This window comes from Corynebacterium sp. Marseille-P8863 (assembly GCF_946902955.1).
In the GTDB taxonomy this organism is placed as follows: domain Bacteria; phylum Actinomycetota; class Actinomycetes; order Mycobacteriales; family Mycobacteriaceae; genus Corynebacterium; species Corynebacterium gottingense.
This window is the reverse complement of sequence record NZ_CAMPQC010000019.1, coordinates 1-18968: the sequence shown is the minus strand read 5'-3', so window position 1 is coordinate 18968 and position 18968 is coordinate 1. Positions and strand designations below refer to the sequence as shown.

The following is an 18968-nucleotide window of genomic DNA, read 5'->3' as shown; positions in this document are numbered from 1 at the left end:
GGGCTAGCCCTCCGCGTCCGAGCGCGGGTAGATGACCACGGGCACCGGCGCGAAGCGGATGAACTCGCCCTCGCGGGTGCCCACGAACACACGCTTGAGCTGCCCCGACGGCTGGGAGCCGAGGCACATGATGTCGCCCTTCTTCCACTTCACGCTGTCCACGGCGCGCTTCCAGCCCCGCCCGGACGCGAGCAGCGTCTGCACGTCCAGCGAGTCGGAGACCTCGAAGGCCTGGTCGCGGACGCGGTCGAGCAGCCCCAGTGTGGACTCGTTCCAGGCGGCCAGCTCGTGGGAGAACTCGGAGCTGCGCTCGTCGGGGGAGAACGCGACAATGCGCAGCGGCACGCCGATGACGGAGGCGAGGGAGGCGGCGTAGGCGAGGCCCGGGAAGCGGTCGCGGGTGCCGGTGCCGGAGATTTCGTCGGAGTCAATGAGCGCGTAGGTCACGCGCGTAATGCCCTTCTTGGACAGCTTCACGTGCTTCGGCGCCAGCCCGAGCGGCAGGGTGGAGGAGTGCATGAGCTCCTCGGCCACGGAGGTGGGGCGGAAGCGCTTCTTGGAGGTTTTGGCGCGTGAGCCCATGACGATCATGTCGGCGTTGAAGGCGGCGGCGGCGTCGTAAAGCGGCTCCGTGCTGCTCGTCTTCTCAATGAGCCGGGCGACGTGCTTGGCGCGCTGCGAGCGGGGAACCACGCCGTCGAGGGCGTCGTCGACGCGGTCGCGGAATTCCTCGCGCGCCCGCTTGAGCCATTTCTTGTGCTTCTTTTCAGACACGGAATTGGTCCACGAGCTCTTGGTCGCGCTCATGACCTGCACCTTGACGGGCAGAGAGCGGCCGAGCCAGGCCGCGAACTCGAGGGCCTCGGTGTTGTTGGAGTTGCTTGAGTCCCAGCCAACAACGATGCGCAGCGCCTCCCGGGTCTCGGGGAGCTGCGCGAGATCTGTGGAGAACGAACGTGCTGACACGCCGCCCAGTCTACGTTGTGGTCTGTTCCTTATTCACGTAGGCATCGGCAAGGAGGTTGATGGTATCGGCGACGCTGGCCAGTCGGCGCAGCGAGTCGTCGTCTAGCGTGCCAAGCATCTCGCCGAGGTACTTCGTGCGCTCGTCGCCCACGCGCTCGAGCTCGTCGAGCCCCAGTTGCGTCGTCTCCACGCTCACACCGCGGCGGTCGTCCTCGCTGCGGATGCGGTGCACGAGCCCGCGCTTCTCCAGCTGGTTGACGGTGTTGGAGGCAGTCGGCATGCGCACGCCCTCCGCCTCCGCGAGGTGGCTGATGCGGGACGGGCCGACGTCCGCAAGCCGGCGCAGGATGGACAGCTGCGGGCCCGTCAGGTCGGAGTGCTCGGCCGTGCGGAAGTAGGTGACGTACAGCGAGGTCATTGCGGGGCGAATGCTCCGCGCGATCTCGTACGGATCGGGTGCTTCATTCATGAGAAATCTCCTCCACGCTTTTCGAAGACTAAATAGTACCAGCTTCCGTACGACTATGATGGGGCGAGTGTTTGCGTACAGATACGAGGTGTCACACGAGTGGGCTCGCCGCACCACGCTGCGGGACCTCCGCCAGGACAAGATCACGCTTGACGACGTCTGCGACGCCGATTTCCTCCTCCGCACCGCCAGCCAGTACCACGGCGCCAAGGCCGACCGTCCCTGCCCGATTTGCGGCGCCGAGCTGCGCGAAGTGAAGTGGGTGTACGGCGAGAACCTGGGCCGCCGCGCCAACACTGCCCGCAGCGCGAAGGAGATTGACCAGCTCGTCGCGGAGGTGGGGCCGATCACCGTGCACTTCGTCGAAGTTTGCCTAGAGTGCAAGTGGAATCATCTACGGAAGGCCGTGACCGCTGTTCCCGTCTCGGACGGGTAGTGTGTCCTATTAATAATGCGCAGTGGGCTTCGAGGTCTGAGGCCTGCCGCACGTCCGCACGTCTTGAGGGAAAACGAGTGACAAACAAAGAGAACGCCTCGGAAAGTGGAAGCACGGTAGCGTCGTCAAGCAAGCGAGCGTCGAAAGGCGCAAAGCGCTCACGGTGGTGGCAATGGCTGCTGGCGCTGCTTCTGCTGCTGGTGCTGATCGCCGCGATCCCGGCGATCTGGTTTGCCTGGAACTACAGGCAGGCGGAGATCCCGGAACCCAACGACATTGAGGCGGCGCAGATCTCCAACATCTACTTCAGCGACGCCCAGACTGAGCTGGCGCGCGTCGTGCCGCCGGAGGGCAACCGCGAGCAGATCCCGCTCGACGCGGTGCCCGAGGAGGTGCAGAATGCGGTGCTCGCCGCCGAGGACCGCGACTTCTGGGACAACTCCGGCTTTTCCTTCACCGGCTTCGGCCGCGCCGCGGTGGGTCAGCTGACCGGCAACACCTCCGCTGGCGGCGGCTCGACGATTACGCAGCAGTACGTGAAGAACTCGATCGTGGGCAACGAGCACTCCTACGAGCGCAAGGCGAAGGAGCTGGTCTACTCCATCAAGATGGCCAACTCCTGGTCCAAGGAGGAGGTGCTCAACGCCTACCTCAACACCGTGTACTTCGGCCGCAACGCCTACGGCATCGAGGCGGCGGCGCACGCGTACTTCTCCAAGCCCGCCTCGGAACTCACCGTGGAGGAGGGCGCGGTGCTCGCCGCGCTGATTCAGCGCCCGAGCCAGCTTGACCCGTGGAACAACGAGGCCGGCGCCCAGGACCGCTGGAACTACGTCATGGACGGCCTGGTGGAGATGGGCGCGATCGACCAGGCGACGCGAGCGGGCGCGCAGTTCCCCGAGACGCGCGACCCGGCGACGTACTCCGCCTACACCGAGGCGACGGGCCCGAACGGCCTGATCAAGAACCAGGTGATGACGGAGCTCGCCGCGATTGGTATCACGGAGGATGACCTGACCAACCGCGGCCTGCAGATCACCACGACGATTGATAAGAAGACGCAGGACGACACGGTCCGCATCTCCGAGGAGCGCATTTCCGCCCTGCAGGACGACGCCCGCACCGGCGTGGTCGCCGTCGAGCCGGGCACGGGTGCCGTGCGCGCCTACTACGGCGGCAACGAGGCCTCCGGGTGGGACTACGCCAACGCCGGCCTGCAGACCGGCTCCACCTTCAAGATCTTCGCGCTGGCGGCGGCCCTGCAGCAGGGTATCCCGCTGACCGCGAACTTTGACGCCTCCCCGGTCACCCTGCCGGGCGGGTTCTCCGTGACCAACTCCGACGGCGGTGGCGGCGGCATCATCAACATGACCGAGGCCACCCGCACTTCCTCGAACACGGCGTACATGCGCATCCAGGACGACCTGGACAATACGACGCAGGACACGGCGGACATGGCGCACGCCCTCGGCGTGGCGCGCTCCATCCCGGGTATCCCGGTGACCCTGCGCGAGAACGGCGGCCAGCCCTACGAGGGCATCGTGCTGGGCCAGTACCAGTCGCGCGTGCTCGACATGGCCGCCGCGGTGGCAACGCTCACGGACCGCGGCGTGTACCACCCGACCCACTTCGTGCAGCGCGTCACCGACGCGCAGGGTGAGGTGCTCTACGAGAACGATGACAAGTACGCCGAGCGCCGCGTCTCCGCCCAGGTTGCGGACAACGTGATCCAGGCGATGCAGACCGTGATTCCGTACTCCTATGCCAACCTGGCGGGCGGGCGTCCGTCGGCGGGCAAGACGGGTACCGCCCAGATGGGCAACACCGGCCAGAACAAGGATGCCTGGATGGTCGGCTCCACCCCGCAACTGTCTGTCGCGGTGTGGGTCGGCACGGCCGACAACACCTCGCCGATCTTCAACGAGTACGGCGGCCTGATGTACGGCGCGCAGACCCCGGCCAAGATTTGGAAGGACGTCCTGGACACGGCCCTGGAGGGCCAGGAGATCCAGAACTTCCACGAGGCATCGCCGGTGTACTGGGGTGTGAACCCCTACGGCGGCGGCGCGAACCTGGGCGGCAACTCCTGGGCGTACTACAACCAGCAGCAGGGCACGACGCAGTCCGGGAACGGCGCCGCGGCGGCTCCGGCCGAGCAGCAGCAGTCCGCTGCCCCGTCGCAGCCCGAGCAGGCGCCCGCACCGGACCCGGCCGCACCCGCCGCACCGGCTCCGCAGCAGCAAGCGCCGGCGCCGGCCGCGCCCGCCCCCGCCCCCGCGCCGCAACAGCAGCAGCCGGCGCCGGCGCCGGACCTGGGGCTCGACCAGGCGGTGGACGACTTCTTCAACGGCCTCGACAACGCGCTGCAGTAAGCGAAGGGGAGCAATGGAACAGCACACTCAGGACGTGACGGACACGGCGGCGCAGCGAGTCCAGCCGGGGCGCACCGAGCCGGTCGCTCGGGGATTCGTGGAATATCTGGGCGGCCCGATGGGCAAGTTTGCCCAGATCGGGCGGGCGAAGTTTTGGACGCCGCTGCGCACCATCTTCGCGGTCGCCTACACCTTCCTCTTCTTCGGCGCGCTTTCTAAATCCAACTGCGCGCTGGGCAAGGCCGACGAGAACGGTGTGCTGCAGCTGAACTGGGACGGCAACCGCCAGTACACGTCGTTCTGCTACAACGACATCGTCCCGCTCTACGGCGCGCGCGGCCTGGACCAGCCCGGCTTTGTGTACGACTACTCCTGGGTGGAGGACGGCCTGACCCGCTACATGGAATACCCGGTGCTCGCCGGGCTGTTCCAGGGTGTTGCCTCGTTCATCTCGCGCAACACGTACTTCCTCGTGGACCGCGTCCTTCCCGAGGTCGGCTGGTACTTCTACGTCACCGTGTTCATCCTGTCCGTCATCTGGGTCGCCACCGTGCGCATGGTGGCGGAGCTCGCGGGCAACCGCATTTGGGACACGCTGCTGGTCGTCGGCTCCCCGCTGCTGATCATGCACTCGTTTACCAACTGGGACATCCCGTCCATTTTCTTCGCGGTGGCGGCGATCTATGCGGCGCGCAACAAGAAGTTCTGGCTGGCTGGTGTGATGATCGGCCTCGGCACAGCGTTCAAGATGTGGCCCATCTTCGCCCTTGGCGCCTACCTGGTCGTTGCGCTTCGGAAGCGCGACCTCGTCCCGTTCCTCAAGATGGTCGCCGCGACCGTGGTGAGCTGGGTCGCGGTCAACCTGCCCATTTACCTGCGCGACCCCGAGGCGTGGGGCGAGTTCCGACGCCTCAACACCGACCGCAGCTGGGAGTGGACCACCATCTACGCGGTGTTCAGCCGCATCACCGGGTGGGCCGGATTCGACTCCGGCGACGGGGCGCCCGTGATCCTCAACGCGGTCACGCTCGTGCTCTTCCTCGCGGGCTGCGCTGCGGTCCTGGTTATGGGGCTCAAGGCGCCGCGCACGCCCCGCATCGCCGAGCTGCTCACCCTCATCGTCGGCTTCTTCCTCCTCTTCAACAAGGTGTGGAGCCCGCAGTACTCGATCTGGCTCATCGTCCCCGCGGTGCTCGCGCTGCCGTACTGGCGCCTGCTGCTCACCTGGATGACCGTGGACATGATGGTGTGGCCCATCCTCATGTGGCACATGATGGGTACCGATAACCTCGGGGCTCCGGGCTGGCTTCTCGACGCCACCATCATCGCCCGAGACGGCCTCATCATCACCATCATGGTGCTGGTCGTGCAGCAGATGTTTGGCAAGCGCACCGACAAGGTCGCCGAGGCCCACAACGGCCACGACCCGCTGCTGAGCACACCCGACGAGTGGGGCGAGGAGGCAGCGTGGGCACCGCGACGGTCGTCGGCATCTGCTCCATTGCAGTCGGTTTCCTCCTAATCGCGGGCGCCTTCTGGGCGATGGCCAAGCTGCAGCGCCCGATGCTCTCGCTCGGTCTTGGCGTCCTCGCGTTCGTCTTCATCACGGTGATTCCCGTTTTCCTTGCATTATTTGTGGCGGCACCGCGACCGGTTTAGGTATGGTGGCCAAAAAGTTCGACGAAACTAAGGAAAATATGCAACGCCTTTCTATTTTGGCCACCACCGTCGCGCTCGCGGGCGCACTGACCGCTTGCGGCACCAGCGAGAGCGAGCCGACGACGGAGACCGTGGAACAGCCGAGCCAAGAAGCAAAGCAGGAGCCGCAGCAGGGGTCGGAGCTGCCGGCGTCGATAAGCGGCTACAGCGAAGAGGCCCAATCCGACATGGCGAAGGATGGTCGCGCCGAGGTGGAGTTCGATGACGAGCACTGGGAGCTCGAGTTCAACGACATAGACGTTGACATCACGCCGGACGGGTTGGTCACCGAAGCGGACCGGTAGGCATTTGGCCTGCGGGATTGTGTGGGGTACCCTGGACGGGTTGCTTGACGCAACGACCCTCCTGCCGCCGCAAAAGTGCGGTGGCCGAAACAAGTTACTAGACCATAGGAGGTGATGAGGTCCGTGCGTCACTACGAAGTAATGATCATTCTTGACTCTAAGCAGGATGAGCGCACCGTTGCCCCGTCCCTGGACAAGTTCCTGGAGATTGTCCGCAAGGAAAACGGCAAGGTGGAAAATGTTGATGTGTGGGGCAAGCAGCGCCTTGCTTACCCGATCAACAAGAAGGAAGAGGGCATCTACGCCGTTGTAAACCTCGAATGCGAGCACGCAACCGTCGATGAGCTCGACCGTGTTTTGAACCTGAGCGATAACGTCGTGCGTACCAAGGTGCTGCGCACCGACAAGTAGGAACAGGTAGGCTCAAACCACACGTAAACCAGCTGGTAGGAGAAGAGCATGGCACAGAACGAGACCCCGATCACTGTTGTCGGCAACCTGGTTGCTGACCCGGAACTGCGTTTCACCCCGAGCGGTGCCGCGGTAGCGAACTTCCGTATCGCTTCCACGCCCCGTTCATTTAACCGGGAAACGAACCAGTTCGAGGACGGTGAGGCACTGTTCCTGACCTGCAACTGCTGGCGCCAGATGGCCGAGAACGTCGCGGAGTCCCTGACCAAGGGCATGCGCGTGATCGTGCAGGGGCGTTTGCGGCAGCGTTCTTACCAGACTCGCGAAGGCGAGAATCGTACCGTGTTTGAGGTCGAGGTTGATGAGGTCGGCCCGTCCATCAAGTTCGCTACGGCGAGCGTGACGCGCACCCCGCGCGATGGTGGCGGCCAGCAGCGGAGGCCACAACAGCAGCAGGCCCCGCAGCAGCAGTACCAACAGCAACCGCAGCAGGCCCAGCGCCCGCAGCAGCAGGCCCAGCCGGATAACGATCCCTGGAACTCCGCCCCACCGGCAGGTGGTTTCGGCGGGATGGATGACGAGCCCCCGTTCTAAATGTTGTTCCCACCCACACAAGATTTTTCATCATAAGGAAGGTTAGGATTCATGAAACTGATCCTCACCGCTGCCGTTGATAACCTTGGCGAGCCCGGCGACATCGTCGAGGTCAAGGACGGCTACGGACGTAACTTCCTGCTCCCGCGCGGCCTTGCCATTACGGCCACCCGCGGTGCAGAGAAGCAGATCGAAGACATCAAGCGTGCACAGGCAGACCGTCAGGTCCGCGACCTGGATCACGCGAAGGAGCTGCGCGATCAGCTGGACCAGCTCACCGGCGTGAAGGTCCCCGTGCGCACTTCTGAGAAGGGCAAGCTGTTCGGCTCCGTCACCGGTGCCGACATCGCCGACGCAGTGAAGGCTGCCGGCGGCCCGTCCCTGGACAAGCGCCGCATCAATGTGCCGAAGGGCCTTGTGAAGAAGACTGGCGGCTACCAGGTCAAGGTCAACCTCCACGACTCCGTGGAAGGCAAGATTAACTTCGAGGTCGTCGCAGCGTAAGAGCTTTACGCTTATCGACGAGCGACAACAGCATTTTCTGACGCGCACCCCTTTGTGAGGAGGGGGTGCGCGTTTTTTGCGCGCTGCGTGGGCTGCTGCGCAGGGACGTACCCTGGTGGGAACGGGCAGGGCTCGCGTTCGGGCTCGGGGTAGGGATCCGGGTCTGGTTCCTCCGGGATGACTGTTGAGTCTTCGGTCGGCGGTTCAGGGGCCAGGTCGAAGCTGTGCCCTGTGGCGTGCTCGAGTGCCTGCAGGTCCGCCATCAGCCGGTAGTAGTCGCCGTGGTTGTCGTACTCGTCCAGCAGGTGGTGCGCCCGGGCGAGGAAATCTGCGTACGCGTCCCGGTTTCGGGCGACGTTGGGCAGGGAGCTGCGCCAGCGGGTGGTGGTGGGCGTGGTTTCGTCGAAAAGCGGGCCCTCGTGGCGGCTGAGGAGGTAGGTGCCGTCTTCGCACAGCCACACGATGTCCCCGGTGACGGGGTCGGGGACGTAGAAGATGCGCTTGTCGGTCTTCATGTTGTGGTGGTGCGGGCAAAGGCAGAAGAGGTTGTGAGGCGTGGTCTCTCCACCGCGGTCGAACGGGATGCGGTGGTCCAGTTGGCAAGCGGTCGCGGGTCTGTCGCAGCCGGGGAAGATACAGTTCCCGTCTCGGGCGTGCGCGTAGTGTTTCATTCCCTCCGTCGGCGCGTAACTGTCCGTCTTGGTGGTGGCTGTCTCATCCAGGTTGACCGTTTCAGGCGGGTGGTTGCTGAGCAGACTCTCGAGCTCCGCGGTGGCGAGGGCGTCAGTCCATCCGTAGCGAGGAATGAATACGGGGGCGCCGGCCGCCCGGGTGCCGTCGGCGCCCGCGGGTGCGTAGACATGGATGCGGACGTTCGCGGCAGGCTCGACGTCGCCGTTGAGGAGCTTTACAGCGGCGTCCGCGAGCGAGACCTTCTCTTGGCGTGCTGTGGCCTGCAGCGTGGCGCGAAGGACGGCCATTGTGGTGGTATCGGTGCTGAGCGTCATTGTTGCGATGCCCGCGCTGCCGTGGTCCTCCTGCGCAGAGAACTCGATGTTGCGCACGCGGTGGTTGTGCTCTGCCTCGCGCTTTTTGCGCTTTTCCGGGTTGTGGCTGAGTCCGACGTCAAGCTTGGCAATCATCGTGCGGATGCGGCGGGCAACTGACGCGCGGGAGGGGAGCTCCTGGTTTGCGCGCTTCGGTGTGAAGATCCGGGTGAGCATGTCGTCAAAAGCCGCCCACGTTGCTTCGTCCGCTGAAGCGCCGATCTTGCACAGGGCAGTATCTATGCCGGTGAGCATGTGCACGGAAAGGAGGCAGGTCTGCTCTTGCAGAGCGAGCAGCTTGGGCAGGCTGGCGAGCCGGAAATACGCCAAAACCGCAGCTTCGACCTCATGTTTGGGGCGGCTGGTAACCTGAGCTAACTCTTCGACCTCCAGGTCGAAGTCTTCAACCGCGGTCGAGGCTGCGTAGCCGCGGTAGAGGGCAAACTCGGCCTCCCGCATACGCTGCGAAAGCTGCGCGCGATGGTCCGTCGAGTTTTGGCATCTGAAGTAGTGAGCGGGTGGCACGATTCCCCCTTTCTGCGGTGAGCGGTCATTGTGGTCATTGCGGAAAATTATACCGAACATACAAACGACGTCAACGTCTGTGGCCATATTGTTACGCTGTGTTCTAGTAGGTGTGTGCGAGTCACGTCCCGCGCTGTACCGATGGCACCCCTACTGCTGTGGATAACTCTGCGGAATAAGCCCTGCTCAACGGCAAAGTTTAGGTTACTAGCCGGTGAACTTACGCCTGTCAAACCTGGTGGTGAACGGGGTTTTTCACAACCTGCACACACAACTCAAAAAGTCCCAAAACTCCTGTGACCAGCAGCGATGCGCCGTTTCCCCAGGTCGCTGATACTAGTTATCCACAAGTTATCCACACCCTGTCCTGGGCCGTGTGTACAAGACGTCGATTCATCCCTAAGTTATCCACACCTACCTGTGGAAAACGCAGTGTTTGGCGCTCGCGGTACGCTGTAGGCCTACGAAACAAAGGGGTGACGACGATGGCCGACGATGCACTTCACGGCTTTGATGATGACTACGTCCTGCCGCCAGAGCCACGCGACGAGTTCAGCGAATTTGGCGACTTTGATGACTTCAGCGGAAATTCGCGGCGAGGGCGCGGGAATCAGCGGTATCAAGGACAGAAGGGGCAGCAGGGGCAGCGCAACGGCCAGGGCGAGTACCGCCAACCGCCGCACGATGAGCGCGCGGAGCGCTCGGTGCTCGGCGCGATGCTGCTCAACCAGGAGGTCGTGCTCGACGTCGCGGAGGGCCTGCAGCCGGAGGACTTCTACTTTCCGGCTCACCAGCTGATTTACCAGGCGATTATCGAGCTGTTCTCCTCGGGCAGCCAGATCGACGTGCTCATCGTCTCCGGGCGGTTGGACCGCCTGAACCAGCTCGAGCGGGTGGGCGGGGCGCCGTACCTGCATACGCTGATTTCGGAGGTGCCGACGTCGGCAAACGCCCGCTACTACGCGGAGATCGTGGAGGAGAAGTCGCTCCTCCGGCAGCTTGTCAACGCCGGTACGCACGTGGTGCAGCTGGGCTACGAGGGCGAAGACGGCATGGAGATCGAGGCGCTGGTGGATCGCGCGCAGCAGGAGGTCTTCGGGATCTCGCGCAACAACCAGGGCGAGGACTACCGCGTCCTTTCGGAGCTGCTCAAGCCGACTATCGACGAGCTCACGCAGATCGCTCAGGGCGGCGCCCTCGACCAGGGCGTGCCGACCGGGTTTACGGACCTGGACAATCTCACGAACGGCCTGCACGCGGGCCAGATGATCATCATCGCGGCCCGACCTGGCGTGGGTAAGTCGACGCTCGCGCTCGATTTCATGCGCTCCTGCTCCATCCAGCACGGCAAGACCTCAGTGATCTTCTCGCTGGAGATGAGCGCCTCGGAGATCATCATGCGCATGCTGTCGGCGGAGACGGAGATCAAGCTGTCCGCCATGCGTGCGGGCAACATGGAGGAGCGGGATTGGGAGAAACTCACCACCCGCCTCACCGAGATCCAGGACGCCCCGCTATTTATCGACGATTCCCCGAACCTCACCATGATGGAGATCCGGTCCAAGGCGCGACGCCTGAAGCAGCAGCACGGGCTGGACCTGGTGGTGCTGGACTACCTGCAGCTGATGAGCTCGGGCAAGCGCGTCGAGTCGCGCCAGCAGGAGGTCTCGGAGTTCTCGCGTAACCTCAAGCTCCTGGCAAAGGAGCTGGAGGTGCCGGTGATTGCGATTTCTCAGCTGAACCGTGGCCCGGAGGCGCGTACGGATAAGAAGCCGCAGCTGGCGGACCTTCGCGAGTCAGGCTCGCTGGAGCAGGACGCCGACATGGTGTTCCTGCTCTACCGTCCGGACTCGCAGGATCGTGACGACGAGCGCGCGGGCGAGGCGGACATTATCGTCGCGAAGCACCGCGGCGGCCCTATCGACACGATCCCGGTGGCGCACCAGCTGCACTACTCTCGCTTTGTCAATATGGCGCACGGCTAAACCCGCGTAGGCGCAGCGAGTTGGACACCACAAACACTGAGGACAGGGCCATGGCGATGCCGGCCAGCATCGGGTCGAGGAGGCCGAACGCGGCGACCGGGACGAGCACGACGTTGTAGGCGAACGCCCAGAACAGGTTGCCCTTGATGGTGCGCAGGGTGCGGCGCGAGAGGCGGATCGCGTCCGCCGCAGACATGAGCGTGTTCTGCATGAGGGTGATGTCGGAGGCCTCGATCGCCACGTCTGTGCCGGCGCCCATGGCCAGGCCCAGGTCGGCCTGCGCGAGCGCGGCTGCGTCGTTGACGCCGTCGCCGACCATGGCCACGTGGCGCCCCTGCTCCTGAAGCTCGCGGACCACGCGTACCTTGTCCTCCGGCAGGACGCCGGCGGTGACGTTGTCCGGGTCGATGCCTACTTCCTCGGCCACGGCGCGCGCGGCGCCCGCGTTATCGCCGGTGAGCAGGTGCGGGGTGAGCCCCAGCTCGCGCAGCTTCGCCACAGCGCGGGCCGAGTCCGGCTTCACCGTGTCCCGGACCGCGACCATGCCTTCCGCGTGCCCGTCGACCTCCACGGCGATCGGGGTGGCCCCGGCCTGCTCAGCCTCGCGGAACGCGCGGGCCAGTGGCCCATCGAGTTCCGCGCTGGGCCGGCCCACGCGCACGCTGTGGCCCTCCACGGTGGCGGACGCCCCTCGGCCCGGCTCATTGGTAAACTCGGACGCTTCCGGGACGTCGTCGCCCGCGGCCTTGACGATCGCGCGGGCGATGGGGTGCTCGGACCCGGCCTCCACGGCTGCGGCGAGGCGCAGCGCGTCGTCGCGGCCGGTGACGTCCACGACCGCCATCTCGCCGCTGGTCACGGTGCCGGTCTTGTCCATCACCACCGTGTCCACCTGGCGTGTGGATTCCAGCATCTCGGGGCCCTTGATCAGGAGGCCCAGCTGCGCGCCGCGCCCGGTGCCCACCAAAATCGCGGTGGGGGTGGCGAGGCCGAGGGCGCAGGGGCACGCGATGATGAGGACGGCGACCGCAGCGCGGAACGCCTCGCTCACGCCGTTGCCCACGAGCAGGTGCCCGACCAGGGCCACGACGGAAATGGCGATGATGGTGGGGACGAACACGCGCGAGATCCGGTCCACCAGCCGCTCGACCGGGGCCTTGCCGGACTGCGCGTCCTTGACCAGCTTGCCCATCTGGGCGAGCGTGGTCTCGCTCCCCACGCGCGTCGCCTCTACCACGAGGCGCCCGGACGTGTTGAGCGTCGCGCCCGTCACGCTGGCGCCCTCGTCCACTTCGACGGGGACGGATTCACCGGTGAGCATGGAGGCGTCGATAGCCGAATGCCCCGACACCACGCGCCCATCGGTAGCAATCTTCTCACCGGGGCGCACAACAAAACGGTCGCCGACCTGGACTTCCGCGATCGGGACGCGGACTTCCTTGTCGCCGCGCAGCACGCTCGCGTCCTTCGCGCCCATGCTCAGCAGCTCGCGGAGCGCGGCGGAGCTTTGCCCCTTCGCGCGCGTCTCAAACCACCTGCCGAGCAGCAGGAACGTAATCACGACGCAGACGGATTCGAGGTAGATCTCGTGCGGGCCGCGCTCCGCAAACAGCGCCACGATGGACCACACGTACGCCGCGGTCGTGCCCAGCGTAATGAGGGTGTCCATAGTGGTCGCGCCGTGGCGCAGGTTGATCAGCGCCGCGCGGTGGAACACGCTGCCGGCGGAGAAATACACCAGCGTTGTCGCGGCGAACGCGGCCCATTGCCAGTTTGGAAACTGCAGGCCGTGCACCATCGACACCAGCATGACCGGCACCGTCACCAGCGCCGCCCAGATCGTCGTTCGCTTGAGTCGCTCGGCTTCGTCGTCGCGGGCGTCGCTCACCGAGCTTATCGACGCCCCCTCGTCTCCGCCTTCCTCGCCCCCCATCACGAAGGCGTCGTAGCCGGCGGTGCGGACGACGTCGATAAGCTGCTCCGGCGTCGTGTTGGCCTCGTCGAAATCAACGGTCGCCGTCTCCGTGGAGTAGTTGACGGCGGCGGTGACCCCGTCGACCTTGTTCAGCTTGCGCTGGACGCGCGACGAGCACGACGTGCACGTCATGCCGGTGACGCCCAGCTCGATGTGGCTGGTCACGGGACTACTCCAGGGTGTAGCCGGCCTCGGCGACGGCCTTGGCCACGTCTTCGGCGGAGAAGCCTTCGCCGGACACGGAGACGGCGCCGGTGGTGTGATCGGCCTTGACGTCGGTGACGCCCGGGATCTCGCTAATCTCCTCCTGCACACTGAGCTCGCAGTGGCCGCAGGTCATGCCTTCAACAGTGAATTCGCGGGTTGCCATGATGCTGTCCTTTCGGTTGGCGGTTCACGTACACCCGCGACTATACCCCTAGGGGGTATCTGGCGAAAGAATGGTGAAGCCGGCGTGCTCTGCCGCAGCCACGACGTCGGCGTCGGTGAAGTTTTCGCCCGAGACCGTCATGCGGCCCTCGTTCGGCTCCACGGTGACGTCGAAAGTGCCCTCGACCAGGCGTACTTCGTCGATCAGCGAATCAACTGCGACCTCACTGGACTGGCCTGAAATGTTGTAGTTCTTCGTCATGATTTCCGCCCCTACCGGATCGGCTGAAACTGCAAAGGAATGCAGTCGCGCTTGTTACTGTTGCACCGAGGGCAACGTTAACAAACCCCTGTAAAGGAGTATGCAATGAGCACTATCGATGTGACGAAAGAGAACTTCGAGGAACTCATCCAGAAAGACGGCATCGTCTTCGTCGACGCTTGGGCGGAATGGTGCGGTCCGTGCAAGGCCTTCGCGCCGACCTTTGCTAAAGCATCGGAAGAGCACCCCGACGTCACCTTTGCCAAGCTGGACACCGAGGCAGAGGAAGAGCTTGCTGGCAAGCTCGGCGTGACCGGTATTCCAAACATTATTGTCTTCCGTGACGGCATCCCCCTTTACCAGCAGGCCGGAAACATGGCGCCGGCCGACTTTGAATCGCTCATCGGCCAGGTCAAGGCATTGGACATGGAGGAGGTCCGCAAGCAGTACGAGAAGATGCTGGCCGAGCAGGGCAAGCAGGGCGAGTAGCCCGAAAACCTGCGTACACTGGGGCGGCGACCATTTTGCGACGACGGAAGGACACGACACATGGCAAACCCGTTCTCTAAGGGCTGGAAGTACCTGATGCAGTCGTTCGACACCAAGATCGACGAAAACGCTGACCCCAAAGTGCAGCTCCAGCAGGCGATTGAGCAGGCGAAGAAGAACCACCGCGACATCTCCGAGCAGGCGGCCACCATCATTGGTAACCGCAACCAGCTGGAGATGAAGCTGGACCGCCTGATCAAGTCGCAGGAGGACCTGCAGCAGAAGGCCCGCGTGGCGCTCCAGGCCGCCGACAAGGCGCAGGGCGAGGGGGACGCGCAGAAGGCGCAGGAGTTCAACAACACCGCCGAGGTGCTCGCGTCCCAGCTGGTCGCTGTGGAGCAGGACCTGGAGCAGACGAAGCAGGCCCACGCGTCGGCCGATCAGGCGGCGCGCGAGGCGCAGGCGCAGCAGCAGCAGTCCGAGGCGCGCCTGCAGGAGCAGCTGCAGCAGGCGAAGCAGCTCGAATCCCAGCTGGGCCAGGCGAAGATGCAGGAGGCCACGTCCAAGACGATGGACTCTATGAACAACTTCACTGCGGACCAGAACGTGCCCAACATGGACGGCGTGCGCGACAAGATTGAGAAGCGCTACGCCACCGCGCTCGGCCAGCAGGAGCTGGCCAAGGACTCGCTGGGCGACCGCATGGCGGAGATTGAATCCGCTGGCACGGACGTTGCTGCGGCAAGCAAGCTGGACGAGATCCGCGCCTCGATGGGCTCCGGGAGCGCCGACAAGCAGCTGGAGGCCCCGGAAGCTCCTGAGGAGTCCGAGGAGTCTGGGGAGTCCAGCAAGGACGACTAGTTGCGGCTGATGCTGATCAGCACGCCGCGAATGCCCGAGTGAAACCCATCGCGGAGATTGACGCGCTGGGTTTCACTCAGCGTGTACTCGTGCAGCGTCTCGCACGCGAACTGTAGGAGCGGGCGATCAATTTCGGGCGGGAGGCCGCCTCCGGAGAGCATGTGCGCCTTGTCGCGCTGCTCCGAGGAGGCGGCGTTTTCGTACCACCAGGACGCATACTGCTGGCCCACGTCGTACGGGGTCTGGAAGCCTGCGGAGGTCCACACTTCCTCCGGGAGAGGGACGTAGCGCGAGCGTAGCTTGCGCCGGGGCGCCATCATCGACGGCTTCGGAGCGGGCTTCGGCTTCGGTGCCGGCGCTTCCTCCGGGTCGGGCTCCGGTTCCGGCTGCGCCTCGGGCTCCGCCTCCTGTTCCTCCGGCTCCTCCTGCGCCTCCGGTTCTTCGGGTTCCTCGGGCGCCAGCGGGTCCGGGCCGAGCGGGACGGGGGACGGCCCCTCCGCCTCGTCGAGCGGCTCGGCGTCCGCGAGCGGGCGCTCCCGGATCGTCGGTGGCAGCGGGCCTTCGAGGACCTGCAGCTGCATGGCGTCGGCGAAGTCCTCGCGGGGGTCCAGGATCGTCGTCGTATCGCACGCGTGGCGCAGGGCGGAGGACATGGAGTCCCAGCCGAACCCGTAGAGGTGCACGCGCATACCGTTGACGGTCGCCTCCTCGACGCCGGGGATCATGTCCGCGTCGCCGGAGACCAGGACAAAGTCGGTGAACTGCCCGCGCATGGCATGCGCGACCAGGTCCGCCACCAAGCGGGTGTCCACGCCCTTCTGCGTGCGACGGTCGCCCCACTCGATGAGTTGGCCGGTGCGCAGCTGCACGCCGTCGCAGGTCCGCAGCGCGCGCTGGTAGCGGTGCGGGCCCGAATCCGGGATGCCGTCGTACCAGAGCTGGCGGTGGATGGGCTGGTTGAGTTGCTGGCTGATCATGGTGCCGAGGGTTGCCACGACCTCGGGCAGGTCAATTTCTAACTGGGATCGTGCGCCGATTTCCCACGAGTTGTAAAAGCTCGCGAGCAGGTAAGACGTGTCGACGAACACCAATGTGCGTTCAAGCATGGCTCCTAAATTCCGATTCTTTTCGTTGCTAAGTGCTATTTACTTCCCCAGTGTGCCTGAATTGGCCTGCTGGGTCCACCCCTTTCAACGATCCTTGACGGCCCAATGTTCCGCAGTTACCGTGTTAGTTACTCAAGTAACCAACCAACGCACCAGGGCAGCTTTTCGACGCCACGGGGCAGGGAAGGAACCGCAGGACCCATGCCATGAACGCTGAATCAGATCCCCTCTTCGTGCAGGTAGCGCGCTTCGTGGAGGACCTCGTCGTTGACGGCTCTTTGGAGCCCGGCCAGCGTGCCCCCTCTACCAACGAGCTTGCCGCCTTCCACGAGATCAACCCCGCCACCGCCCGCAAAGGTCTGGGAATCCTCGTCGACGACGGGATCCTGGAAAAGCGCCGCGGGCTTGGCATGTTCGTCACCCCCGACGCGCGCGAGCGGGCCGTGCAGTCGCGCCGCGAGCGCTACGCGGGCGAATACCTTGCCCCCGCAATCGACGAGGCCGTCCGCCTCGGTTACGACCGCGCCACCTTGCACACCCTCATCGACCGCGTCGCAGAAAGTAGAGGAATGTACCAATGATCACCGCAACGCACCTGGAAAAACAGTTCCGGAAGCAGCCGGTCCTCACCGACATCACCTTCGAGCTCCCCGGCTCCGGCATCCACGCCCTGCTCGGCCGCAACGGCGTGGGCAAGTCCACCTTGCTCGCCATGATCGCTGGCCAGCTCAAGCCGACCAGCGGGGAGCTCACCGTCTTCGGTGAGCAGCCCTTCGATAACGCAAGCGTGATGGACCGCGTCTGTTTTACCGGCGTCGACACTGCGTACCCCGCCTCGTGGTCGCTGGCGGACATCGTCGCCGCCGCGGCGAAGCGCTACCCGCACTGGTCGCAGGACCTCGCGGACACGCTCATGCGCGACTTCGCCCTCGACGAGCACGCGCCCACCATCTACAGCAAGTGCTCCCGTGGCCAGCGCGCGATGATCGGCATCGTGGTCGGCCTCGCGTCCGGCGCCGAGCTCACGCTTCTCGACGAACCCTACGTCGGCCTCGACGTCCACAACACCTCCGTCTTCTACCGCCACCTCCTCGAGCTCGCCGAGTCCCAGCGTTGCTTCATGATGGCGACTCACCACATCGAGGACGCCGCCAAGATCCTGGATTCGGCGCTCGTGCTGGGGCGGCAGGGGAGCGTCGATAAGCATCTGCTCGCTGAGGACGCCGACGGCTACGTCATCGCCACCGGCGACTTCGACGAGCCCGCCGGGGCCATCGCTTACCGACGCCACGCCTCCGCTGCCCGCGCCATCCTCCCCGCCCCAACCGCCGCTGAACTGGGCTTACGCGGCCAGGCCGCGGACCTCGGCGACGTGCTCGAGGCGATCCTGGAGGTGCAGGCATGAGCGCAATGACGCACCTCGACCGCAGGTTCCTCTGGCACCAGTTCAAGGCGGGGCCGTGGATGCGCTTCCTCGGTGCCGCATCGCTGCCGCTCTTCGTGCTCTTCGCCATGGATGGGGCGCAATGGATGATTCTCTTCGGCAGTTTCATGTGCGTGATGACGCTGTCGTGGATCGCCATCCCCGAACCCAGCGCCTTCAAGGCGCTAGGCATGAACCGCGCGCGCGTCCGCCAGCAGGTCCTCACGCTTGTTGTGCCCTTTGCGGTCGTGGTCTTTGCCGTGTTCAGCCTCATCAATCCGCACCGGGCGACTATCTCCAGCGCGATTGGGGTGGTTCTTGCCGCAGTGACGTTCCTGGTCTCGGCGCTGCCATCGGGTGAGTCGGCCGACCTCACTCGCACCGGAGGCATCAACTTGGCGCGGCGGCGCGGCAACTTCGCTTTCGAGGTCTTCTGGCGCCGCATGTGCGTGTGGGCGGCGCCCGTCGGCCTGATCACGGGCATCCTTTACGCGGTGTGCGCCCGGTCCGCGAGTAGCTGGGTCACCGGAATGCTGCCCTCCGGCGCGTTGCTCTTCTACTGGCTCTGGGGCGTCGGAGGCGGCATGCCGACGGCGGCGGTTGCGCAATCGTTCGGCACAACCCGCAAGTTCTGGGCCGCGACAACGGTCGGCGTCGCGTCGGTCGCATCCCTACTGGTCACCGGGTCCGCGATCCTCGTCGCATTGCTTATCGACGCCTCCGTGCCCCTCACCCCACTCCTCCTCCAAGGAACCATCGGCCTCGGCGTGCTCCTGCTGGCAAAGGTGCTGCAAGTCTGGATCACGTCCTCGGGCTTCTTCATCGGCGTCATGGCGTGGTCTGCCACCCGCGACATCATGGACGTATCCGGCAACAACACCGAAGTCGGCACCGGTGAAGTTGTGGTGGTGCTCGTGTTCTGCGGCGTGTGCCTGCTTTCGGCTGCGGTGGTCTTCGCGCTCATGCTTACTGGGCGGCTTGATCCGAAGCGGCCGCGCAAAGTGAAGCAGTAAGTAACGTTACGTTCACCCCAACACAGCCCGTGCGCTGGGGATTTGTGTTGGTGTTTGGGTGTGTGTAACTTTATGTGAGTCAGCGAGACCGACAGCGCCCCGCCAGACAGACTCCGCAAGGGGGTTGAGCTGGTGAGATGGCGGTCAGGAAAACGATCG

At 64.9% G+C, this 18968-nt stretch carries 21 protein-coding genes; 14 read left to right on the top strand and 7 right to left on the bottom strand.

Translation table 11 applies throughout. From position 1 onward, the window contains the following. Positions 1–3: 3 nt before the first annotated feature. Positions 4–966 carry a universal stress protein gene (locus tag OVO38_RS10830; RefSeq protein WP_239216654.1) on the bottom strand — a complete coding sequence of 321 codons (963 nt, stop codon included), beginning with the start codon at positions 964–966 and terminating at the stop codon, positions 4–6. A gap of 10 nt (positions 967–976) precedes the next feature. Beyond that, positions 977–1435, bottom strand: a complete 459-nt coding sequence (locus OVO38_RS10825) for a MarR family winged helix-turn-helix transcriptional regulator (RefSeq protein WP_095278352.1) — start codon at positions 1433–1435, stop codon at positions 977–979. 58 nt (positions 1436–1493) lie between these two features. Between OVO38_RS10825 and OVO38_RS10820 the strand changes: the two genes are divergently transcribed. From OVO38_RS10820 to rplI, 8 genes are all read left to right on the top strand, one after another. Then, complete coding sequence (locus OVO38_RS10820) at positions 1494–1871, top strand: DUF5318 family protein (protein WP_095278595.1); 378 nt, start codon at positions 1494–1496, stop codon at positions 1869–1871. Positions 1872–1948: 77 nt separating this feature from the next. Continuing rightward, complete coding sequence (locus tag OVO38_RS10815; RefSeq protein WP_416358592.1) at positions 1949–4243, top strand: transglycosylase domain-containing protein; 2295 nt, start codon at positions 1949–1951, stop codon at positions 4241–4243. A 13-nt stretch (positions 4244–4256) separates the two neighbouring features. After that, entirely contained in the window at positions 4257–5765 is a 1509-nt protein-coding gene (locus tag OVO38_RS10810; protein WP_267208484.1) for a glycosyltransferase family 87 protein, read from the top strand. Next, on the top strand, positions 5711–5902 hold the full coding sequence (locus OVO38_RS10805) for a hypothetical protein (RefSeq protein ID WP_095278346.1): 192 nt from the start codon (positions 5711–5713) through the stop codon (positions 5900–5902). Before OVO38_RS10810 ends, OVO38_RS10805 begins: the two co-directional genes overlap by 55 nt. Positions 5903–5940: 38 nt before the next feature. Next, entirely contained in the window at positions 5941–6246 is a 306-nt protein-coding gene (locus OVO38_RS10800; protein ID WP_267208483.1) for a hypothetical protein, read from the top strand. A gap of 114 nt (positions 6247–6360) precedes the next feature. Then, the gene (gene rpsF, locus OVO38_RS10795) at positions 6361–6657 is read left to right on the top strand and encodes a 30S ribosomal protein S6 (protein ID WP_095278341.1); all 297 of its coding nucleotides are present in this window, start codon (positions 6361–6363) and stop codon (positions 6655–6657) included. A gap of 48 nt (positions 6658–6705) precedes the next feature. After that, positions 6706–7251, top strand: a complete 546-nt coding sequence (locus OVO38_RS10790; protein WP_095535639.1) for a single-stranded DNA-binding protein — start codon at positions 6706–6708, stop codon at positions 7249–7251. A 51-nt stretch (positions 7252–7302) separates the two neighbouring features. Beyond that, positions 7303–7755, top strand: coding sequence for a 50S ribosomal protein L9 (gene rplI, locus OVO38_RS10785; protein WP_095278337.1), 453 nt, complete (start codon positions 7303–7305; stop codon positions 7753–7755). Positions 7756–7766: 11 nt separating this feature from the next. Here the strand turns inward: rplI and OVO38_RS10780 are convergent, their stop codons facing one another. Next, a complete protein-coding gene (locus OVO38_RS10780) occupies positions 7767–9260 on the bottom strand; it encodes an HNH endonuclease signature motif containing protein (protein WP_267208482.1) in 1494 nt (497 codons plus the stop codon). Between the two features lie 551 nt (positions 9261–9811). On the opposite strand from OVO38_RS10780, the gene dnaB reads away from it, so the two are divergent. Continuing rightward, the gene (gene dnaB, locus OVO38_RS10775) at positions 9812–11311 is read left to right on the top strand and encodes a replicative DNA helicase (RefSeq protein ID WP_095545669.1); all 1500 of its coding nucleotides are present in this window, start codon (positions 9812–9814) and stop codon (positions 11309–11311) included. Here dnaB and OVO38_RS10770 read toward each other — a convergent pair. The 3 genes from OVO38_RS10770 to OVO38_RS10760 are packed head-to-tail and all read right to left on the bottom strand — an operon-like array spanning position 11292 to position 13917. After that, complete coding sequence (locus OVO38_RS10770) at positions 11292–13418, bottom strand: heavy metal translocating P-type ATPase (RefSeq protein ID WP_267208500.1); 2127 nt, start codon at positions 13416–13418, stop codon at positions 11292–11294. The genes dnaB and OVO38_RS10770 overlap by 20 nt on opposite strands. A 37-nt stretch (positions 13419–13455) precedes the next feature. Then, positions 13456–13656 carry a heavy-metal-associated domain-containing protein gene (locus tag OVO38_RS10765; RefSeq protein WP_095538188.1) on the bottom strand — a complete coding sequence of 67 codons (201 nt, stop codon included), beginning with the start codon at positions 13654–13656 and terminating at the stop codon, positions 13456–13458. Positions 13657–13704: 48 nt separating this feature from the next. After that, complete coding sequence (locus tag OVO38_RS10760) at positions 13705–13917, bottom strand: transporter (protein ID WP_095538187.1); 213 nt, start codon at positions 13915–13917, stop codon at positions 13705–13707. Positions 13918–14022: 105 nt separating this feature from the next. On the opposite strand from OVO38_RS10760, the gene OVO38_RS10755 reads away from it, so the two are divergent. Next, complete coding sequence (locus tag OVO38_RS10755) at positions 14023–14406, top strand: thioredoxin family protein (RefSeq protein ID WP_267208481.1); 384 nt, start codon at positions 14023–14025, stop codon at positions 14404–14406. A gap of 60 nt (positions 14407–14466) precedes the next feature. Next, positions 14467–15267, top strand: coding sequence for a PspA/IM30 family protein (locus tag OVO38_RS10750; RefSeq protein WP_267208480.1), 801 nt, complete (start codon positions 14467–14469; stop codon positions 15265–15267). Here the strand turns inward: OVO38_RS10750 and OVO38_RS10745 are convergent. Continuing rightward, positions 15264–16373 carry an NYN domain-containing protein gene (locus OVO38_RS10745; RefSeq protein WP_095545674.1) on the bottom strand — a complete coding sequence of 370 codons (1110 nt, stop codon included), beginning with the start codon at positions 16371–16373 and terminating at the stop codon, positions 15264–15266. The genes OVO38_RS10750 and OVO38_RS10745 overlap by 4 nt on opposite strands. A 206-nt stretch (positions 16374–16579) precedes the next feature. Here OVO38_RS10745 and OVO38_RS10740 point away from each other — a divergent pair, with 206 nt between their 5' ends. Genes OVO38_RS10740 through OVO38_RS10730 form a run of 3 tightly spaced genes read left to right on the top strand, consistent with a single transcriptional unit; the run spans position 16580 to position 18809 of the window. Beyond that, positions 16580–16954 carry a GntR family transcriptional regulator gene (locus OVO38_RS10740; protein WP_095538183.1) on the top strand — a complete coding sequence of 125 codons (375 nt, stop codon included), beginning with the start codon at positions 16580–16582 and terminating at the stop codon, positions 16952–16954. After that, positions 16951–17778, top strand: a complete 828-nt coding sequence (locus OVO38_RS10735) for an ABC transporter ATP-binding protein (protein WP_267208479.1) — start codon at positions 16951–16953, stop codon at positions 17776–17778. The genes OVO38_RS10740 and OVO38_RS10735 overlap by 4 nt, the downstream gene beginning before the upstream one ends. After that, positions 17775–18809, top strand: a complete 1035-nt coding sequence (locus OVO38_RS10730) for a hypothetical protein (protein WP_267208478.1) — start codon at positions 17775–17777, stop codon at positions 18807–18809. Before OVO38_RS10735 ends, OVO38_RS10730 begins: the two co-directional genes overlap by 4 nt. The last annotated feature ends 159 nt before the right edge of the window (positions 18810–18968 follow it).